Source organism: Nonomuraea glycinis, assembly GCF_035920485.1.
Taxonomy (GTDB): domain Bacteria; phylum Actinomycetota; class Actinomycetes; order Streptosporangiales; family Streptosporangiaceae; genus Nonomuraea; species Nonomuraea glycinis.
In genome coordinates, this window is sequence record NZ_CP109166.1 from 7,445,276 (window position 1) to 7,459,505 (window position 14,230).

12 protein-coding genes are annotated in these 14,230 nt (G+C 72.3%); 6 read left to right on the top strand and 6 right to left on the bottom strand.

Annotated features, from left to right (window positions below):
* Positions 1-19 precede the first annotated feature (19 nt).
* Positions 20-2,941: a pyridoxamine 5'-phosphate oxidase family protein gene (locus tag OHA68_RS34870; RefSeq protein ID WP_327104035.1), complete on the bottom strand. Its 2,922-nt coding sequence runs from the start codon at positions 2,939-2,941 to the stop codon at positions 20-22.
* Complete coding sequence (locus OHA68_RS34875) at positions 2,938-3,687, bottom strand: HAD family hydrolase (RefSeq protein WP_327104036.1); 750 nt, start codon at positions 3,685-3,687, stop codon at positions 2,938-2,940. Before OHA68_RS34875 ends, OHA68_RS34870 begins: the two co-directional genes overlap by 4 nt.
* Positions 3,688-3,812: 125 nt before the next feature.
* Here OHA68_RS34875 and OHA68_RS34880 point away from each other — a divergent pair, with 125 nt between their 5' ends.
* From OHA68_RS34880 to OHA68_RS34895, 4 genes are all read left to right on the top strand, one after another.
* Positions 3,813-4,661 carry a universal stress protein gene (locus OHA68_RS34880; protein ID WP_327104037.1) on the top strand — a complete coding sequence of 283 codons (849 nt, stop codon included), beginning with the start codon at positions 3,813-3,815 and terminating at the stop codon, positions 4,659-4,661.
* An 89-nt stretch (positions 4,662-4,750) separates the two neighbouring features.
* A complete protein-coding gene (locus tag OHA68_RS34885; protein ID WP_327104038.1) occupies positions 4,751-5,407 on the top strand; it encodes a CBS domain-containing protein in 657 nt (218 codons plus the stop codon).
* Between the two features lie 186 nt (positions 5,408-5,593).
* Positions 5,594-6,568: an Acg family FMN-binding oxidoreductase gene (locus OHA68_RS34890; RefSeq protein ID WP_327104039.1), complete on the top strand. Its 975-nt coding sequence runs from the start codon at positions 5,594-5,596 to the stop codon at positions 6,566-6,568.
* Between the two features lie 66 nt (positions 6,569-6,634).
* Complete coding sequence (locus tag OHA68_RS34895; protein ID WP_327104040.1) at positions 6,635-8,323, top strand: sensor histidine kinase; 1,689 nt, start codon at positions 6,635-6,637, stop codon at positions 8,321-8,323.
* A gap of 31 nt (positions 8,324-8,354) precedes the next feature.
* Here the strand turns inward: OHA68_RS34895 and OHA68_RS34900 are convergent, their stop codons facing one another.
* Positions 8,355-8,996: a response regulator transcription factor gene (locus OHA68_RS34900; protein WP_327104041.1), complete on the bottom strand. Its 642-nt coding sequence runs from the start codon at positions 8,994-8,996 to the stop codon at positions 8,355-8,357.
* A 134-nt stretch (positions 8,997-9,130) separates the two neighbouring features.
* Between OHA68_RS34900 and OHA68_RS34905 the strand changes: the two genes are divergently transcribed.
* A complete protein-coding gene (locus tag OHA68_RS34905; RefSeq protein ID WP_327104042.1) occupies positions 9,131-9,952 on the top strand; it encodes a universal stress protein in 822 nt (273 codons plus the stop codon).
* Here the strand turns inward: OHA68_RS34905 and OHA68_RS34910 are convergent.
* Complete coding sequence (locus tag OHA68_RS34910; RefSeq protein ID WP_327104043.1) at positions 9,891-10,220, bottom strand: DUF4342 domain-containing protein; 330 nt, start codon at positions 10,218-10,220, stop codon at positions 9,891-9,893. The two genes, OHA68_RS34905 and OHA68_RS34910, sit on opposite strands and share 62 nt — an antisense overlap.
* Positions 10,221-10,472: 252 nt before the next feature.
* On the opposite strand from OHA68_RS34910, the gene OHA68_RS34915 reads away from it, so the two are divergent.
* Positions 10,473-11,675, top strand: a complete 1,203-nt coding sequence (locus OHA68_RS34915) for an MFS transporter (RefSeq protein WP_327104044.1) — start codon at positions 10,473-10,475, stop codon at positions 11,673-11,675.
* Between the two features lie 137 nt (positions 11,676-11,812).
* Here OHA68_RS34915 and OHA68_RS34920 read toward each other — a convergent pair whose 3' ends face one another.
* Entirely contained in the window at positions 11,813-13,156 is a 1,344-nt protein-coding gene (locus OHA68_RS34920) for a sensor histidine kinase (protein WP_327104045.1), read from the bottom strand.
* Between the two features lie 160 nt (positions 13,157-13,316).
* Positions 13,317-14,153, bottom strand: a complete 837-nt coding sequence (locus OHA68_RS34925; RefSeq protein WP_327104046.1) for an alpha/beta fold hydrolase — start codon at positions 14,151-14,153, stop codon at positions 13,317-13,319.
* Positions 14,154-14,230 lie beyond the last annotated feature (77 nt).

The window sequence follows — 14,230 nt, forward strand, 5'->3', positions numbered from 1 at the left end:
CGGCTTCAGATCGTACGGGTCACAGGCCGTGGATGCGGCGGCCGGTGATCTGCGACGGGATGATGCGGACGTAGAGCCGGCGGTCGCCGCCCGCCCACGGGCTCACGTCCGCGCCGATCAGCTCGGCCGTCTCCTCCTCCGGCACGTGGTGCGCCGGCCCCTGGACCAGGACGCTCCAGCCCTCACGGTGCGCCTCGTCGATCTGGTCCACCTCGAAGCCGATCTTGATCTCCACCCCCTGCATGCCGGTGCGCAGGTCCTGGTCCATCGGGCCGCCCGCGGCCGTGCGGAACAGGATGGCGCCCTCGTGCACCTGGTAGTTGACGGGCAGCACCGTGGGGCCGTGCGAGCCGTTGAACGCCACCCGCCCGATGCCGCCCGGCGCGATCAGCCGCAGGCACTCCTTCTCGTCGAGCTCCTCCAGCTCCGGCGCCGCCGCCGCGGGGCCGCGCCCCGGAGGACGGTCCACGGCGCCGCCGAGCAGCTCGTCGACGGTGGTCTCCAGCGCGCCGGCCAGGCGGGCGACGGCGTCGGTGCTCGGGCTGCCGGTGCTCTCCTCCAGGTATTCGACGTACCCGGGAGAGACGGCCGCCCGCTCGGCGACCTGCTCGCGGGTGAGTCCGAGGCGCTCGCGGTGATGCGCGATGCGGCGTCCGAGATCGCCGGTGCCGGTCATGTTCATTCCCCCTCGTTCAAAGGTGACGATGCGGCTTGCGCCACGGATCAGTGTCTCGCCGTTCACGCGCATCTCGCCGTCGCGCGCGTCGATCTTGTACGGTACCCCGCGCACCTGAAGGTTCAGCGCCACGCCCCCGCAGCGGTCCGGCAGCATCGGCTCCGCCCAGAGACCGTCACCACGCGCCTCCAGGCCCAGGTATCGGCGTTGGAGCAGGTCGAGCGTGCCGGCCATGGCGCCGAGGTGAATGCCCTCCTCCGTCGTGCCGCCCTGCACGTCCTTGATGTCGCTCATCAGCGCCTCGCCGAGCAACTCGCCGAACTCCTCGTGCTCGGCAGCGGCCAGCACCTGGGAGTGCACGACGGCGCTGAGCGTGGAGCCGTGGCTGGTCCGGTCCAGGTAGTAGCGGATCGTGCGCGGGATCAGGTCCGGCCCGGCCGGACAGCCGAGCCGCTCGAGGATCGCGAGCAGCTCCCCGCTGGTCAGCAGGTAGCACAGCATCAGCGTGTCGGCCTGCTTGGCGGCCTTGTAGCGGTTGACGTCGTCGCCCTCGGCCTCCAGAGCCCTGTCCAGCCTGCGTACCCCCTCGTACCGCGCCCAGTCCAGCTCGGCCAGGTCCGCGTAGCCGCTGAACTGGCTGATCACGCCGTCGTGGAAGTCGACCCGCATCCGCCGGGTGATGTCGTCCCAGCGCTCGGCCTCCCGCTCGGACACGCCGATCGGCAGGTGGCGCAGCTCCAGGGCGCGCATCAGCAGCCACACGGTCATGACGTTGGTGTAGGCGTTGTTGTCCAGGCCGGGGGAGGGGGCGCCGGGACGGCCGGTGTGATACTCGTCGGGGCCCATGACGCCGCGGATCTCGTACCGTCCCGAAGGCTCGTCGAGGACGGCGAGCGAGGCGAAGAACCGCGCGATGTCGATCAGCAGCTCCACGCACCACGGCGGCGAGGAGCCGGTGGCCAGGCGGTAATGCCACACGTTGTAGGCGATGGCCAGGCCGACGTGCCGCTGCAGGTGGGAGGTGTCCGGCAGCCAGCGGCCCGAAGCCGGGTTGAGGTGCAGGGTCTGCGTCTCCTCGCGGCCGTCGCTGCCGCTCTGCCAGGGGAACATCGCGCCGTCGAACCCCTCGGCGCGCGCGGCCGCCCTGGCCTCCGGCAGCCGCCGCCACCGATAGCGCAGCGGGCCGAGGGAGATCTCGGGGAAGCGCAGGTTCAGCCACGGCAGCACGAACAGCTCGTCCCAGAACACGTGCCCCCGGTACGCCTCGCCGTGCAGTCCCCGGGCGGGCACCCCGACGTCGAGGTCGGCGGTGTGCGGCGACAGCGTCTGCAGCAGGTGGAAGATGTGCAGGTGGACGATCCGGGCGAGCTCCGGGTCGGTGAAGTCCATCCGGGCCCGCCGCCACAGTCCGTCCCACGCGGCGGCGTGCCTGGCCAGCAGCTCCTCGAAGCGGGGCGCCCGCCGCGCCTGACGCAGGGCGGCGGAGCGCGGGTCGTGGATGGCGTGGTCGCGCGAGGTGACCAGCGCCACCACCTTCGTCACCGTCGCGGGCTCCTCCTGGACGAGATCGAGCACCAGGTCGGAGGTGACGGCGGTCCGTTCGGCGGTCACCTCCGGCCGCGCCGGCGCGTCCAGGCGGGCCGCCAGCGCGACGGTGATCCGCGAGGAGCGGGTCACTGCGGTGAGCCAGGTGAGGTCGTCGCGGGAGCCGGTGGCGTGCCCGGTCAGGTGGTCGCCGCGCAGGTCGCGGTAGCGGGCCACGCCCCGGTTGGCGACGTCGCCGTGCAGGGCGGCGCGCACCCGCAGCGGGCCCGACCAGTTCTCGGCGGTGAAGGTGGTCTCCAGCGCCGCCAGCAGGGGGTCGGCCATGGACACCAGCCGCCGCTGGCGGACCCGGGTGACGCGGCCCGCCTCGTCCCGCCGGCGCAGCGTGCGCAGCAGCACCCCGTGGCGCAGGTCGAGCTCCTGGTGGTAGTCCAGCAGGCCGGGCCGCTCAGGACGGAAGTAGTCGCAGCCGGGTGTGGCGAAGGTCAGCGGCAGCCAGTCGGGCAGGTTGACGAGGTCCTCGTTGATCACTGTACGGCCGGCGATCGGCGAGGTCAGCCGGTCGTAGCAGCCGGCGGCGTAGGTGCCGGGGGTGCGGGTCAGCCCGTCAGGGGTGGCTCCCCGGGTGGCGAACCGGCCGTTGCCGAGCGTGCACAGCGCCTCCCGCAGCCGTTCGGCGCCGGGATCGAAGCCGTCGTAGGACAGCGTCCAGGCGTTCATCGCGGTCCCACGGGCACCCGGCCGGTGACGGACAGCTCTGCCAGGTCGCTGACGACGGCGTCGGCCCCGGCGGCGCGCATCGCCGACGCCTGCGTCCTGGACCGGTCCACGCCCACGACGAACCCGAATCCGCCCCGGCGGCCGGCCTCCACGCCGGGCAGCGCGTCCTCCACGATCGTCACCTCGTCGGCGGGCAGCCCCAGCCGGCGGGCGGCCTCCGCGAACAGCGCCGGGTCGGGCTTGCCCGGCAGGCCGAGCCGGGCCGCGTCGTTCCCGTCGACCAGTGCGTCGAACAGGTGGATCAGCCCCGAGGAGGAGATGACGGCGTGGCAGTGGCGGCTCGCCGACACCACGGCGGTGCGGCAGCCCCGGCGGCGCAGTTCGTGCAGCAGCGCGACCGTCGAGGGGAAGGCGGCCACCCCGTGCTCGGCGATCTGCTGGACGAACAGCGCGTCCTTGGCCCTGCCGAGGCCGTGCACGGTCGGCGCGTCCGGCTCGTCGTCCGGCCCGCCCTCCGGCAGGGAGATGCCCCGGGAGGCCAGGAACGTGCGCACGCCGTCCAGGCGTGGCCGCCCGTCCACGTAGCGCAGGTAGTCGGCCCGGATGTCGAACGGCGCGGAACGGCCGCGCAGGAAGCTGTCGAACACGTGCTTCCAGGCGGCCGCGTGCACCCGCGCCGTGTCGGTGACCACGCCGTCGGTGTCGAACACCACGGCGCGCTGGCTGGACAGATCGATGGCGGCCATGCAAAGGACGCTACCCGTGCGATCCGGCGCCATCCATGGCCGTTGGACCAGGCTTGACGGGACCTCTGGCCCTGCCCGACGGCGGCGGGCCGCGATGCGATGGAAGTCGACAGAAGGAGGACATCATGATCATCGTGGGTGTCGACGGCTCCCTTGCCTCGCGGGCGGCGGTGGAGTGGGCCGCCAATGACGCGTTCAGGCTGCACCTGCCGCTGCGGATCGTGTACGCCGTGGACCGGGGCCCGTTCCAGATCTCGAAGAACCCGGCGGAGGCGTCGCAGGACGGGCCGCGGCGGGTGGGCCGGCAGGCCCTGGCCGAGGCGGTGGCTCTGGTGCGGGAGCGCCGGCCCGACGTCGAGGTGACCGCGGACCTCGTCGAGGGCTCGGCGGTGAGCGTGCTGCGCCAGGAGGAAGAGCGGGCCACTGAGCTCGTCATCGGCAGCCGTGGTCGCGGCGGGCTCGCCGGGGCGCTGCTCGGCTCGGTCAGCACGCACGTGGCCGGGCATGTCCGCTGTCCCGTGGTGGTCGTGCACGGTGAGCGGCGGCCCCGGCGCGGGGAGGTCGTCGTCGGCGTCGACGACACGCCCGAGTGCGAGCCCGCGCTGGCCTACGCCTTCGAGCAGGCCAAGGCGCGCGGCGCCACGCTGCGCGCCCTGCACGCCTGGCAGGCGCCGGTGCACGCCTTCGTGCCCGAGGTCACCTACGACCCGGACGAGGTCGGCACGGCACGGAACCAGGCGGTGGCCGAGCGGGTGGCGGCGTTCCAGGCCACGTACCCGGAAGTGAAGGTCGTCCAGGACGTACGGCCCGCGTCGCCGGCCGAGGCGCTCGCCGAGGCGTCCGCGGGCGCGGACCTGCTGGTCGTGGGCTCGCACGGGCACGGCGCCGTGGCCTCGGTGCTGCTCGGCTCGGTCAGCCGCGCCGTGCTGCACCACGCCAGGTGCCCGGTGGCGGTCGTCCGTCCCCGGGCGTGAGGACCAAAGACCGGACCGGGCGGGACCTTAGCCGCTGCCACCGCCGATCACCGCGGCGCAGGCTGGGAGACGAGAGAGAGGTGGAGATCATGGCGATCCAGGTCAAGGACGTGATGGGGCGCGTGGCCATAGCCGTGCTGAAGGAGGCGTCCTTCGGCGACATCATCGGCGCGATGAAGCGTTACGCCGTCGGCTCGGTCACCGTGATCGACGCCGACCGCCGGCCGGTCGGCGTCGTCTCCGAGGACGATCTGCTGCTCAAGGAGACGGATCAGGTACGGCACAGCGTCTCGATCTTCGAGTCGCGCAGGTCGCGGCAGGAGCGCGAGAAGGCCGCGGGGGTCACCGCGGTGCAACTCATGACCACACCGGCGATCACGGTGACCCCCGGGACGCCGGTCCGGGAGGCCGCACGCCTGATGCACGACAAGCACATCAAGCAGTTGCCCGTCATCGACCCGGTGACCGGGCGCATCGTCGGCACCGTGCACCAGCGCGACGTGCTGCGGGTCTTCACCCGGCCGGCCGCCGAGCTGGAGGCGGAGATCCGCGCGCTGCTCCCGGACCCCGACGCGTTCACCGTCGAGATCGACGGGGGCGTGGTCACCATCGGCGGGCGCGTCACCTGGCACTCGCGGGTTATCGCCCTGGTGGAGACGATCCGCGGCGTGGAGGGCGTGGTGGACGTCGTCTCCCGGATCACCTACGACCAGCAGGACCTGATGATCGTCCCGCCCCTGATGTGATACCCGAACCCCCGCCGAGCCGATGCCCCCGTCCCTGACGGGGGCATCGGCTTCGGCACCCCCGATCGCGGCCTGACCTGCGCTTTCGGGGCCTATGGCCTGGCCCGCGCGGGACCTTCGGCACTCGCGTACGCCTCACTCGACGTGGTGAACTGGAGACACATCGTCTCGTTGGAGGTGGGGGAGATGACCGCTACGACGACGCACGCCCTGGACGCGGCCGTGGAGGCCGCCCGCTGGGCTCCTTCGGTGCACAACACCCAGCCGTGGAGCTTCGCCGTGTCGCCCGAGGAGATCAGCCTGCGCGCGGACACGGACAGGAAGCTGCGGGTGAGCGACGAGGGCGGCAGGGAACTGCTGATCAGCTGCGGCGCAGCGCTGTTCACGATGCGCACGGCGCTGCGCCGGGCCGGATTCGAGCCGGTGGTGCGGATCCTGCCCGATCCCGACAAACCGGCGCTGCTGGCCACCGTCAGGGCGGGGGCGCCGATCGAGCCCGACAAGCGCACCCGGCTGCTCAGCGCCGAGATCGAGCGGCGGCGCACCCACCGGGCCGGATTCGTCGGCCTTCCGGTGCCGGACCGGCTGATCGACGCGCTGGTCAAGGACGCCGCCGGCGAGGGGGCCAAGCTCACGCCGGTCAGGTCGCCGCAGGCGGTGGAAGTCCTCGCCTCGCTCACCAGGGCCGCCCAGGGGGTGCAGTCCGCGGACCGGCGGTTCAGCCTGGAGGTGATCCGCTGGGCCCGGCCGCCGGGCAGCTCGCGCCAGGACGGGGTGCCGGCCGAGGGCTACCCGCGCGAGCCGGTGCGCACCGACCCGCGCTTCGCGCAGCGCGACTACGCCTGGCGTCACGACTGGGGCGGCGAGGGGGACCAGAGCACGCAGACGTCGACCGGGGTCGTGGCGCTGCTCACCACCTCCGGCGACAGCAGGCGGGACTGGATCGCCGCCGGGGAGGCGCTGCAGCACGTCCTGCTGCACGCCAGCGCCTACGGCGTCAGCGCCGCCTTCCACACCCAGGTGCTGGAGCTGGGCCACCTGCGCGAGTTCCTGCGCCAGGAGCTGTGCTCCGGCGAGTTCCCGCAAATGATCATGCGGCTCGGCATCACCTTCGAGGACACGAACTCCGTCCGGCGGCCCCTGTCCGACCTGACGGGATGAGCAGGCGATCCCGTCCACCCCGAGCTGGGGTGGGCGGCGGCTGGTGCGGGTGCGAGACTGGTCCGTATGACGGAGAGCGAGCAGAGCCCGCTGATCCCCCACATGCGGCTGGACGACCTGCTGGCCGAGCTGCAGGTCCGGCTGAACACCGTGCTCGCCACCCGGGATCGCGTGCACGCCCTGCTCGAAGCCGTGGTCTCGGTGGGCAGTGACCTCGACCTGGAGACCGTGCTGCGCCGCATCGTGGAGACCGCCACCAAGCTCGTGGACGCCAGTTACGGCGCGCTGGGCGTGGTCGGGCAGGAGAGCACGCTCGTGCAGTTCATCCCGGTCGGGCTGAGCGAGGAGGAGATCGCCAAGATCGAGCACTGGCCGCACGGGCTCGGCCTGCTCGGGCTGCTGATCAAGGACGCGCGCCCGCTGCGCATGGGCCGGATCTCCGACCACCCCGAGTCCTACGGCTTCCCGCCCGGACACCCGCCGATGGGCACCTTCCTCGGCGTGCCCATCAGGGTGCGCGAGGAGGTCTTCGGCAACCTCTATCTGACGGAGAAGCGCGGCGGGGGAGAGTTCGACGAGGAGGACGAGGCCATCGTCATCGCGCTGGCCACCGCGGCCGGGGTCGCCGTCGAGAACGCCCGCCTCTACGAAGAGACCCGCCGGCGCGAGCAGTGGCTGCAGGCCTCCAGTGAGATCACCACCAGCCTGCTGTCCGGCGCCGCACCGCACCAGGTGCTCACCATGATGGCCCGCCGCGCCCAGCGGATGACCGACGCCGACCTCGTCCAGGTGCTGCTGCCGGAGGAGAGTGGCGGGGTGCTGGGCGTGGACTTCGCCGAGGGGGAGGCCGGCGGGGAGACGATCGAGCTCACCTTCGATGTGCAGGCGACGGCGGCCGGGCGGGTCTACACCACCGGGCAGGCCGCCTCCGCGGACGAACTGCACGACGGTGACTGCCCGCTGCGCGACCTCGGCTACGGTCCCGAGCTGCTCATCCCGCTCGGCTCCGGCACCAGCGTGCGCGGCGTGCTGGCGCTGGCCAAGCGGTCGGGCCGGCTGCCCTTCAGCGGCGCTGACCTGCGCATGCTGGAGGCGTTCGCCGGTCAGGCGGCCATCGCGCTGGAGCTGGCCGAGATCCGCCGCGACGCCGAACGGCTCGGCCTGCTCGAAGACCGTGACCGCATCGCCAAGGACCTGCACGACGTCGTCATCCAGCGTCTGTTCGCCATCGCCATGACCTTGATGAGCGCGGTCCGGCTGGTGGACAGGCCGGAGGCGTCCAACCGGCTGCAGCACGCCATCAACGAGCTCGACGAGACCATCCGGCAGATCCGCTCGACCATCTTCGCCCTGCAGAGCCCCGCGGGACCGGCCGGGCCCGGTCTGCGCGCACAGATCGTCGAGCTGGTCGAGTCCGCCCGCGGCCACCTGGGCTTCATGCCCGGCCTGCGGATGGAGGGCCAGCTGGACAACCGGGTGCCCGACGAGATCGCCGAGCAGCTGCTCGCCGTCCTGCGCGAGGCGCTGTCCAACGTGGTGCGCCACGCCAAGGCCGCCAAGGCGAGCGTGGCGGTGGAGGTGTCGGGCGACGAGCTCGCGCTGACCGTACAGGACGACGGTGTGGGGCTGCCGCGCGAGGGCAGGCGCAGCGGGCTGCGCAACCTGGAGGAGCGGGCGACCGGGCTGGGCGGCTCCTTCGCCGTCACCTCTCCCGAGACGGGAGGCACGGTGCTCAGCTGGGCCGTCCCGCTGTGAGCTCAGTCGTGCCGGTGGCGCGCAGGTGAGCTCAGTCGCGCCGGTCGGCGCGCAGCCGAGCCGACAGGGCCGCGGCCTGGGTACGGCGCTGCATGTTCAGCTTGGACAGCAGGTTGGACACATAGTTCTTGACCGTCTTCTCGGCCAGGAACATCCGCTCGCCGATCTGCCGGTTCGTCAGCCCTTCGCCGATCAGGTCGAGGATGGTGCGCTCCTGATCCGACAGCGCGGCCAGCGGGTCCTGCTTGGCCGCCCGGTCCCGCAGCCGCTGCAGCATCGAGGCGGTGGTCTGCGGGTCGAGCAGCGACTGCCCGGAGGCCACCGTGCGGACCGCGCCGACCAGGTCCGAGCCGTGGATCTGCTTGAGCACGTAGCCGGCCGCGCCGGCCATCACCGCGTTGAACAGCGCCTCGTCGTCGGTGTAGGAGGTCAGCATCAGGCAGGCCAGCCCTGGCACCTTGGAGCGCACCTCACGGCACACGTCCACCCCGTTGCCGTCGGGCAGTCGCACGTCGAGCACGGCCACATCCGGCTTGAGCGCGGGGATGCGGGCGATCGCGGACTCCGCCGTGCCCGCCTCGCCGATGACCTCTATGTCGTCCTCTGAGTCAAGGAGGGCGGCGACGCCACGCCGGACCACCTCATGATCGTCGACAAGGAACACCCGAATCATGCTCACGACCGTAGTCACTGGTTTCGCCGCAGGGAAGAGACCAAAGTCCTTTCGGCCGAGGTCGTAGGGCTCCGCCAGATCGTGGATCTCCGGGGCATAGGCTCGGGAACAGCTGAAGAAAGAGGGGCAGGCACATGATCGTAGTGGGCGTCGACGGATCGCACGCAGGGCTGGAGGCCGTGGCCTGGGCGGCCAAGGAGGCGGTGCTGCGCAAGCTGCCGTTGAAGATCACGCATGCCATCACCGAGTGGGCGGCCGGCACCGACACCGGTCGCTACGCCGAGGTGGCCAAATGGATGCGGCAGGGCGGCCAGTCCGTGCTGGCGGCGGCCGAGGACCGCGCCCGCGCCGAGCAGGCGCAGCTCACCGTGGAGACGGCCCTGCTGCCCGGCGACCCGCGCGCCGCCCTGATCGCCGTGAGCGAGGAGGCCGAGCTGCTGGTCATCGGCAGCCACGGGCTGGGCGGCGTGCGCGGCATGCTGGTCGGCTCCGTCGCCCACGGTGTGGCCGGGCGGGCCGCCTGCGACGTGGTGCTGGTGAGTGAGCTGCCGTCGCTGCCGCGGGGTGAGATCGTGGCGGGCATCGACGGGTCGCAGGCCTCGCAGGGTGTGCTGGACTTCGCCTTCGCCGAGGCCGAGCTGCGCGGCACCCGGCTGCGGGTGGTCTACGCCTGGACCTGGCCGGGGCCGGAGCCGACCGACGAGGGCGCCGAGCGGCTGATGGTGCAGGAGGCCCTCGCCGGGCAGCGCGAACGCCACCCTGGCGTGAACGTGGTGGAGGAGATCGTGCAGGGCCACCCCGTGGAAGCGCTGCGTGAGGCCGCGACGGGCGCCGACCTGCTGGTGGTCGGGTCACGCGGGCGGGGCACGTTCGCCGGGCTGGTGCTCGGCTCGGTCAGCCAGGGCCTGCTGCATCGCTCGCCGTGCCCCCTGGCCGTGATCCGGAGCCGCCGATAATCTCGTTCTCCGGCCCGGTCGCACCGTCGCCGGTCCTGTCGATCTGGATGTTCCACTCCGCCGCCAGCGCCGCCAGGGCGCTGACGGCGGTGATGACCGGCGCGAGGATGAACGCGCCCACGCCGACGGTGACCGGCACCTCCAGCACGGTGTGCCCGTGGGAGTCCTTGACGATGATCCGGCGCACGTTCCCCTCATGAATGAGTTTCTTCACCTTCTCGGCCAGTTCCGGGCCGTGGACCTTCGTCTCTTCCCTGGTGATGGTCATATCCGGCATTTCCCTTCATCGGGGTATGTCTTGTGAGGCTTCCCCTCGATCCGGGCCGGTGACCGTGATCAGCCGTCCTGAACTTCCCCGGATCCCACAGCGGCAGGTAGATCATCCGGAGCCCGGAAACCAGTCGCGGCCCGCGCCTCCGCGCTGCTAACCTCCGCCCCATGCGCACCGCTCCGATCGAATAGCGCCCGGCACGAGGCATCACCATCCTTGTGTCCGCATTCGGTAACGGAGCGTCATCGCATGATTCCCCTTCGACGGGACAGAAACTTCACCCTGCTTCTCTCCGGCCGCGTCATCTCCTCCGCCGGCGACCACATCCAGGACTTCGCCTTCCTGCTGCTCGTGCTGGCGATGACCGGCTCGTCCGGGCAGAGCGGCTTCGTCCTCGGCCTCAACACCGCCTCCTACCTCCTGTTCGGCCTGGTCGCGGGTGCGCTCGCGGACCGCTGGGACCGCCGGCGCACCATGATCTGGTGCGAGCTCGGCCGCGCCGCCCTCGCCGGTGGCGTCGCCCTCGCTCTGTGGCTGGATCGGCTCACCCTGCCCCACCTGTACGCGGTCGCCGCCCTGGCCGGCGTCCTGACCACCCTCTTCGAAGCGGCCGGCACCGCGGCCCTGCCGAGCATCGTCGGACCCGACCGGCTCACCCGCGCGCTCGGCGTCACCCAGGGGGCGCTCAACACACTGCGGGTGGGCGGCGCCTCGATCGCCGCCCTCGTCCACGAGCTCGGCCGGACGGCGCCGTTCGTGGTCAACGCCGTCTCGTTCGTCGCCTCCGCGGCCGCCCTCCGCCTGATGCGCGTGCCGTTCCAGGGCGAGCGGCCCGCCGCCGCGCCCGCCGGCCGCGTCACCGCCGAGATCCGGGAAGGCGTCGGCTGGCTGTGGCGGCAGCCGGTGATCCGCCTGTTCGCCCTCGTCCAGACCGGCGACAACCTCCGGTACGGCGCCGGATACCTGGTCATCGTCACCCTCGCCCAGGGGGTCGGGGCCACCTCGGTGCAGATCGGCCTGATCTTCAGCGGTGCGGCGGTGGGCGCCCTGGCCGGATCGCTCCTGGCCGAGCGGGCCGCGCGCCGCTTCCCCCTGGGCGCGATCGCGGTGACCATGCTGTGGGTGGAGGCCCTGCTGTTCCCCCTGTACGCCGTGGCCCCCGGTCCGCTGGCACTCGGCCTGGTCGCCGCCGCCGAATCGGTGATCGCGCCGATCTGCGCGGTGGCCATCAGCACCCACCGGCTCACCGTCACCCCCGAGTCGCTGCGTGGTCGTACCTCGGCCGCCGTGCAGACCCTCACCATGGGCGCGCTGTCGATCGGCACCATGCTGGGCGGCGCCATGATCGCCGCCCTCGGCCCACGGGCCACCACGCTCGCGCTCGGCGGCTGGCTCGTCCTGCTCGCCCTCTTCGCCACCACGAACCGCCACCTCCGCACCGCGGCGCCATGAGGCCGTCCGCGGACGGGTCACCACGAGTCCGCATCATGAGGGCGTCTGCGGACGCGACACCGCGAATCCGCATCATGAGGGTGTCTGCGGACGGGACAGCATGAATCCCCGTCATGAAGCGGTGACGGGCAGGGCGCTCAGGAGGCCAGTGGGATGCGGAGGACGAGGCGCGCGCCGCTCGCCGAGTCCTCGACGTTCAGTTCGCCGCCGTGGCGGTGGGCGCTCTCCCGGGCTATCGCCAGGCCGAGCCCAGTGCCGCCCTTGTCCTTGCTGCGGGCCGCGTCCAGCCGGGCGAAGCGCTGGAACACGATCTCCCGCTGGCCGGGCGGGATGCCGGGGCCGTCGTCGGTCACTTCGAGCACCGCCGTGTCGCCCTCGCGCCGGACCGAGACCGTCACGGTGGAGGTGGCGTGGCGGGCGGCGTTGTCCACGAGGTTGGTGAGCAGCCGGGCGAGCTCCAGCCGGTCCCCGCGGACGAACACGCCCTGCCGGAGGTCGGCCTCCACGCCCGTCAGCGGCGCGCGGCGCGCCAGCTCGGACCCGGCCAGCTCGCTCAGATCCAGGCGGTCGTCGGCGCGCCCGGCCCCGGCCTCCAGCCGGGCGAGGGTGAGCAGGTCGCCGACGATCGCCTCCAGCCGGTCGACGCCGGCCAGCACCGCTCGCGCGGTAGCGGGCCAGTGCGCCTGGTCCGGGTGCAGCAGGGACTCCTCCACCTGGGTGCGGATGGCGGTGAGCGGACTGCGCAGGTCGTGCGAGGCGTCGGAGGCGAACCGCCGCTGCTGCTCGACCGTCGCCTCCAGCCGGGCGAGGGTCCGGTTCGCGGTGTCGGCCAGCGTCCAGATCTCGTCCCGGTGCTCGGGTACGGGCACCCGGCGGCCGAGGTCGGTGGAGGCGATCTCGGCCAGCTCGGCACTGATGGCGTCCACGGGGTCGAGGGTCCTGCTGACCGTGCGGTAGGCGCCGATCGCCGTGGCGCCGATCAGCAGCATGGATCCGAGCAGGAGGGCGGCCAGCAGCGAGAGATCGACGTACCACGCGACGACGGGATCGGCGCCGTAGATCAGCCACTCGCCCCCGGGCCGGTCGATCTTCACGGCCACGACCATGAGACACCGGTGCGGAAATCTCGGCAGATCACAGATGATCTGGTCCGCTCGCACGCTCTGCCCGCGCGGGGTGAAGGAGGCCACCCGGGGGCTGCCGAGCATCCGCGCGTTCGCCGCCACGATCCGGCCGTCCGGGGCGACCACCTGGAGGACCGCGATCCGGTGGTCGGGAAGCACGGAGGGGAGCGGGTCCCGCAGGATCTGGCGGACCGTGTGCACGTCGGCGAGGAGAATGCGATCGTTGCGGTCATCGGTGGCGTGCTCGTGGGCGCTCACCAGGATGACCCCGGACAGCGCCGTGCACAGCAGCGTCATGACGACACAGGACAGCAGTGTCATCCGGGTCCGCACGGACAGGTCGCGCCGCAAGCTCACCACGCCCCTCCGTCCACCCGATCACGTTAGGGGGCGGCGTGCGAGGCCGAGGCGCTCGCCAGGTAAGACACCACAAACTGTGCACCAAGATCAGGTCAGCGTGTCGCCGAGGGACGGGCGGGGTCGCCGGGGCCGCGGCCGCCGCGGGGACCTCAACGCCCTAGCCAAGGCTCCGCTCCTTGATGAACGACAGCATCTCCGTGACGACCTCGTCGGGGAACTGCGCGTGCGGGTAGTGGCCGGCGCCCTCGATCATCACGACCCGGCCGAGCCCGGCCGGCATGCCCGCGACGATGCCGTCCGCCTCGGCCCTGGGGTCGTTCCAGTCGGGGTCCAGGGTGCCCACGAGGACCAGGGCGGGGCAGGAGATGTGGCCGAGCTGGGCGCCCGCGTCGGTGGGGGCGGCCATGCCCATCTTGGTGACGACGGCGATCCGGCCGGGCCGGCGCAGCTCGCCTTCGAGCGTGCCGAGGTAGTCGGCGAAGTCGGCCGGCCTGGTCCCCGGATAGGCGTGGGACAGGTAGCTCTTCCACAGCCCGACGCTGCGGAACAGGGCGGTGCCCATGAGCCGCGTCATGCCCTTGCGGTAGCGGGAGTTGCGCAGCAGGCCGCCGAGCTCGGGCTGCTGCGCCCGGGTGAACGGGGCGATCTCCACGAGGGCGCTGACCAGCTCGGGCTCCCGCGCCGCCGCGATGGTGGCGGAGCCTCCCGCGAACGAGTGGCCCACGATCACGGCCGGGCCGCCCAGCAGGCGGATCAGCGCCAGGATGTCGCCGGCCGTGTCGGTGCGGGTGTAAGAGGACCAGCCGGTGCTGGAGTCGCCGTGGCCGCGCAGGTCCATGCTCGCCACCCGGTATCCGGCCGCCACCAGCCGGGGGATCACGAAGCGGTAGGCGCGCCTGCTGTCGCCCATGCCGTGGGCCAGCACGACCAGCGGGCCCGCACCGGTGACCTCGTAGCCGATCCGCTCACCGTCGATCTCCAGAAACTCCGTCATGCCCGCTCCCTTATTAAGGTGTATAGCCACAAAGCTAACAGCCTTAGCTTCTAGGGTCAACAACTCCCGGACGTAGG

Coding starts and splice junctions, on each gene's coding strand:
- OHA68_RS34870 (WP_327104035.1), bottom strand. CDS start 2,941: ATGAACGCCTGGACGCTGTCCTACGACGGCTTCGATCCCGGCGCCGAA.
- OHA68_RS34875 (WP_327104036.1), bottom strand. CDS start 3,687: ATGGCCGCCATCGATCTGTCCAGCCAGCGCGCCGTGGTGTTCGACACC.
- OHA68_RS34880 (WP_327104037.1), top strand. CDS start 3,813: ATGATCATCGTGGGTGTCGACGGCTCCCTTGCCTCGCGGGCGGCGGTG.
- OHA68_RS34885 (WP_327104038.1), top strand. CDS start 4,751: ATGGCGATCCAGGTCAAGGACGTGATGGGGCGCGTGGCCATAGCCGTG.
- OHA68_RS34890 (WP_327104039.1), top strand. CDS start 5,594: ATGACCGCTACGACGACGCACGCCCTGGACGCGGCCGTGGAGGCCGCC.
- OHA68_RS34895 (WP_327104040.1), top strand. CDS start 6,635: ATGACGGAGAGCGAGCAGAGCCCGCTGATCCCCCACATGCGGCTGGAC.
- OHA68_RS34900 (WP_327104041.1), bottom strand. CDS start 8,996: ATGATTCGGGTGTTCCTTGTCGACGATCATGAGGTGGTCCGGCGTGGC.
- OHA68_RS34905 (WP_327104042.1), top strand. CDS start 9,131: ATGATCGTAGTGGGCGTCGACGGATCGCACGCAGGGCTGGAGGCCGTG.
- OHA68_RS34910 (WP_327104043.1), bottom strand. CDS start 10,220: ATGACCATCACCAGGGAAGAGACGAAGGTCCACGGCCCGGAACTGGCC.
- OHA68_RS34915 (WP_327104044.1), top strand. CDS start 10,473: ATGATTCCCCTTCGACGGGACAGAAACTTCACCCTGCTTCTCTCCGGC.
- OHA68_RS34925 (WP_327104046.1), bottom strand. CDS start 14,153: ATGACGGAGTTTCTGGAGATCGACGGTGAGCGGATCGGCTACGAGGTC.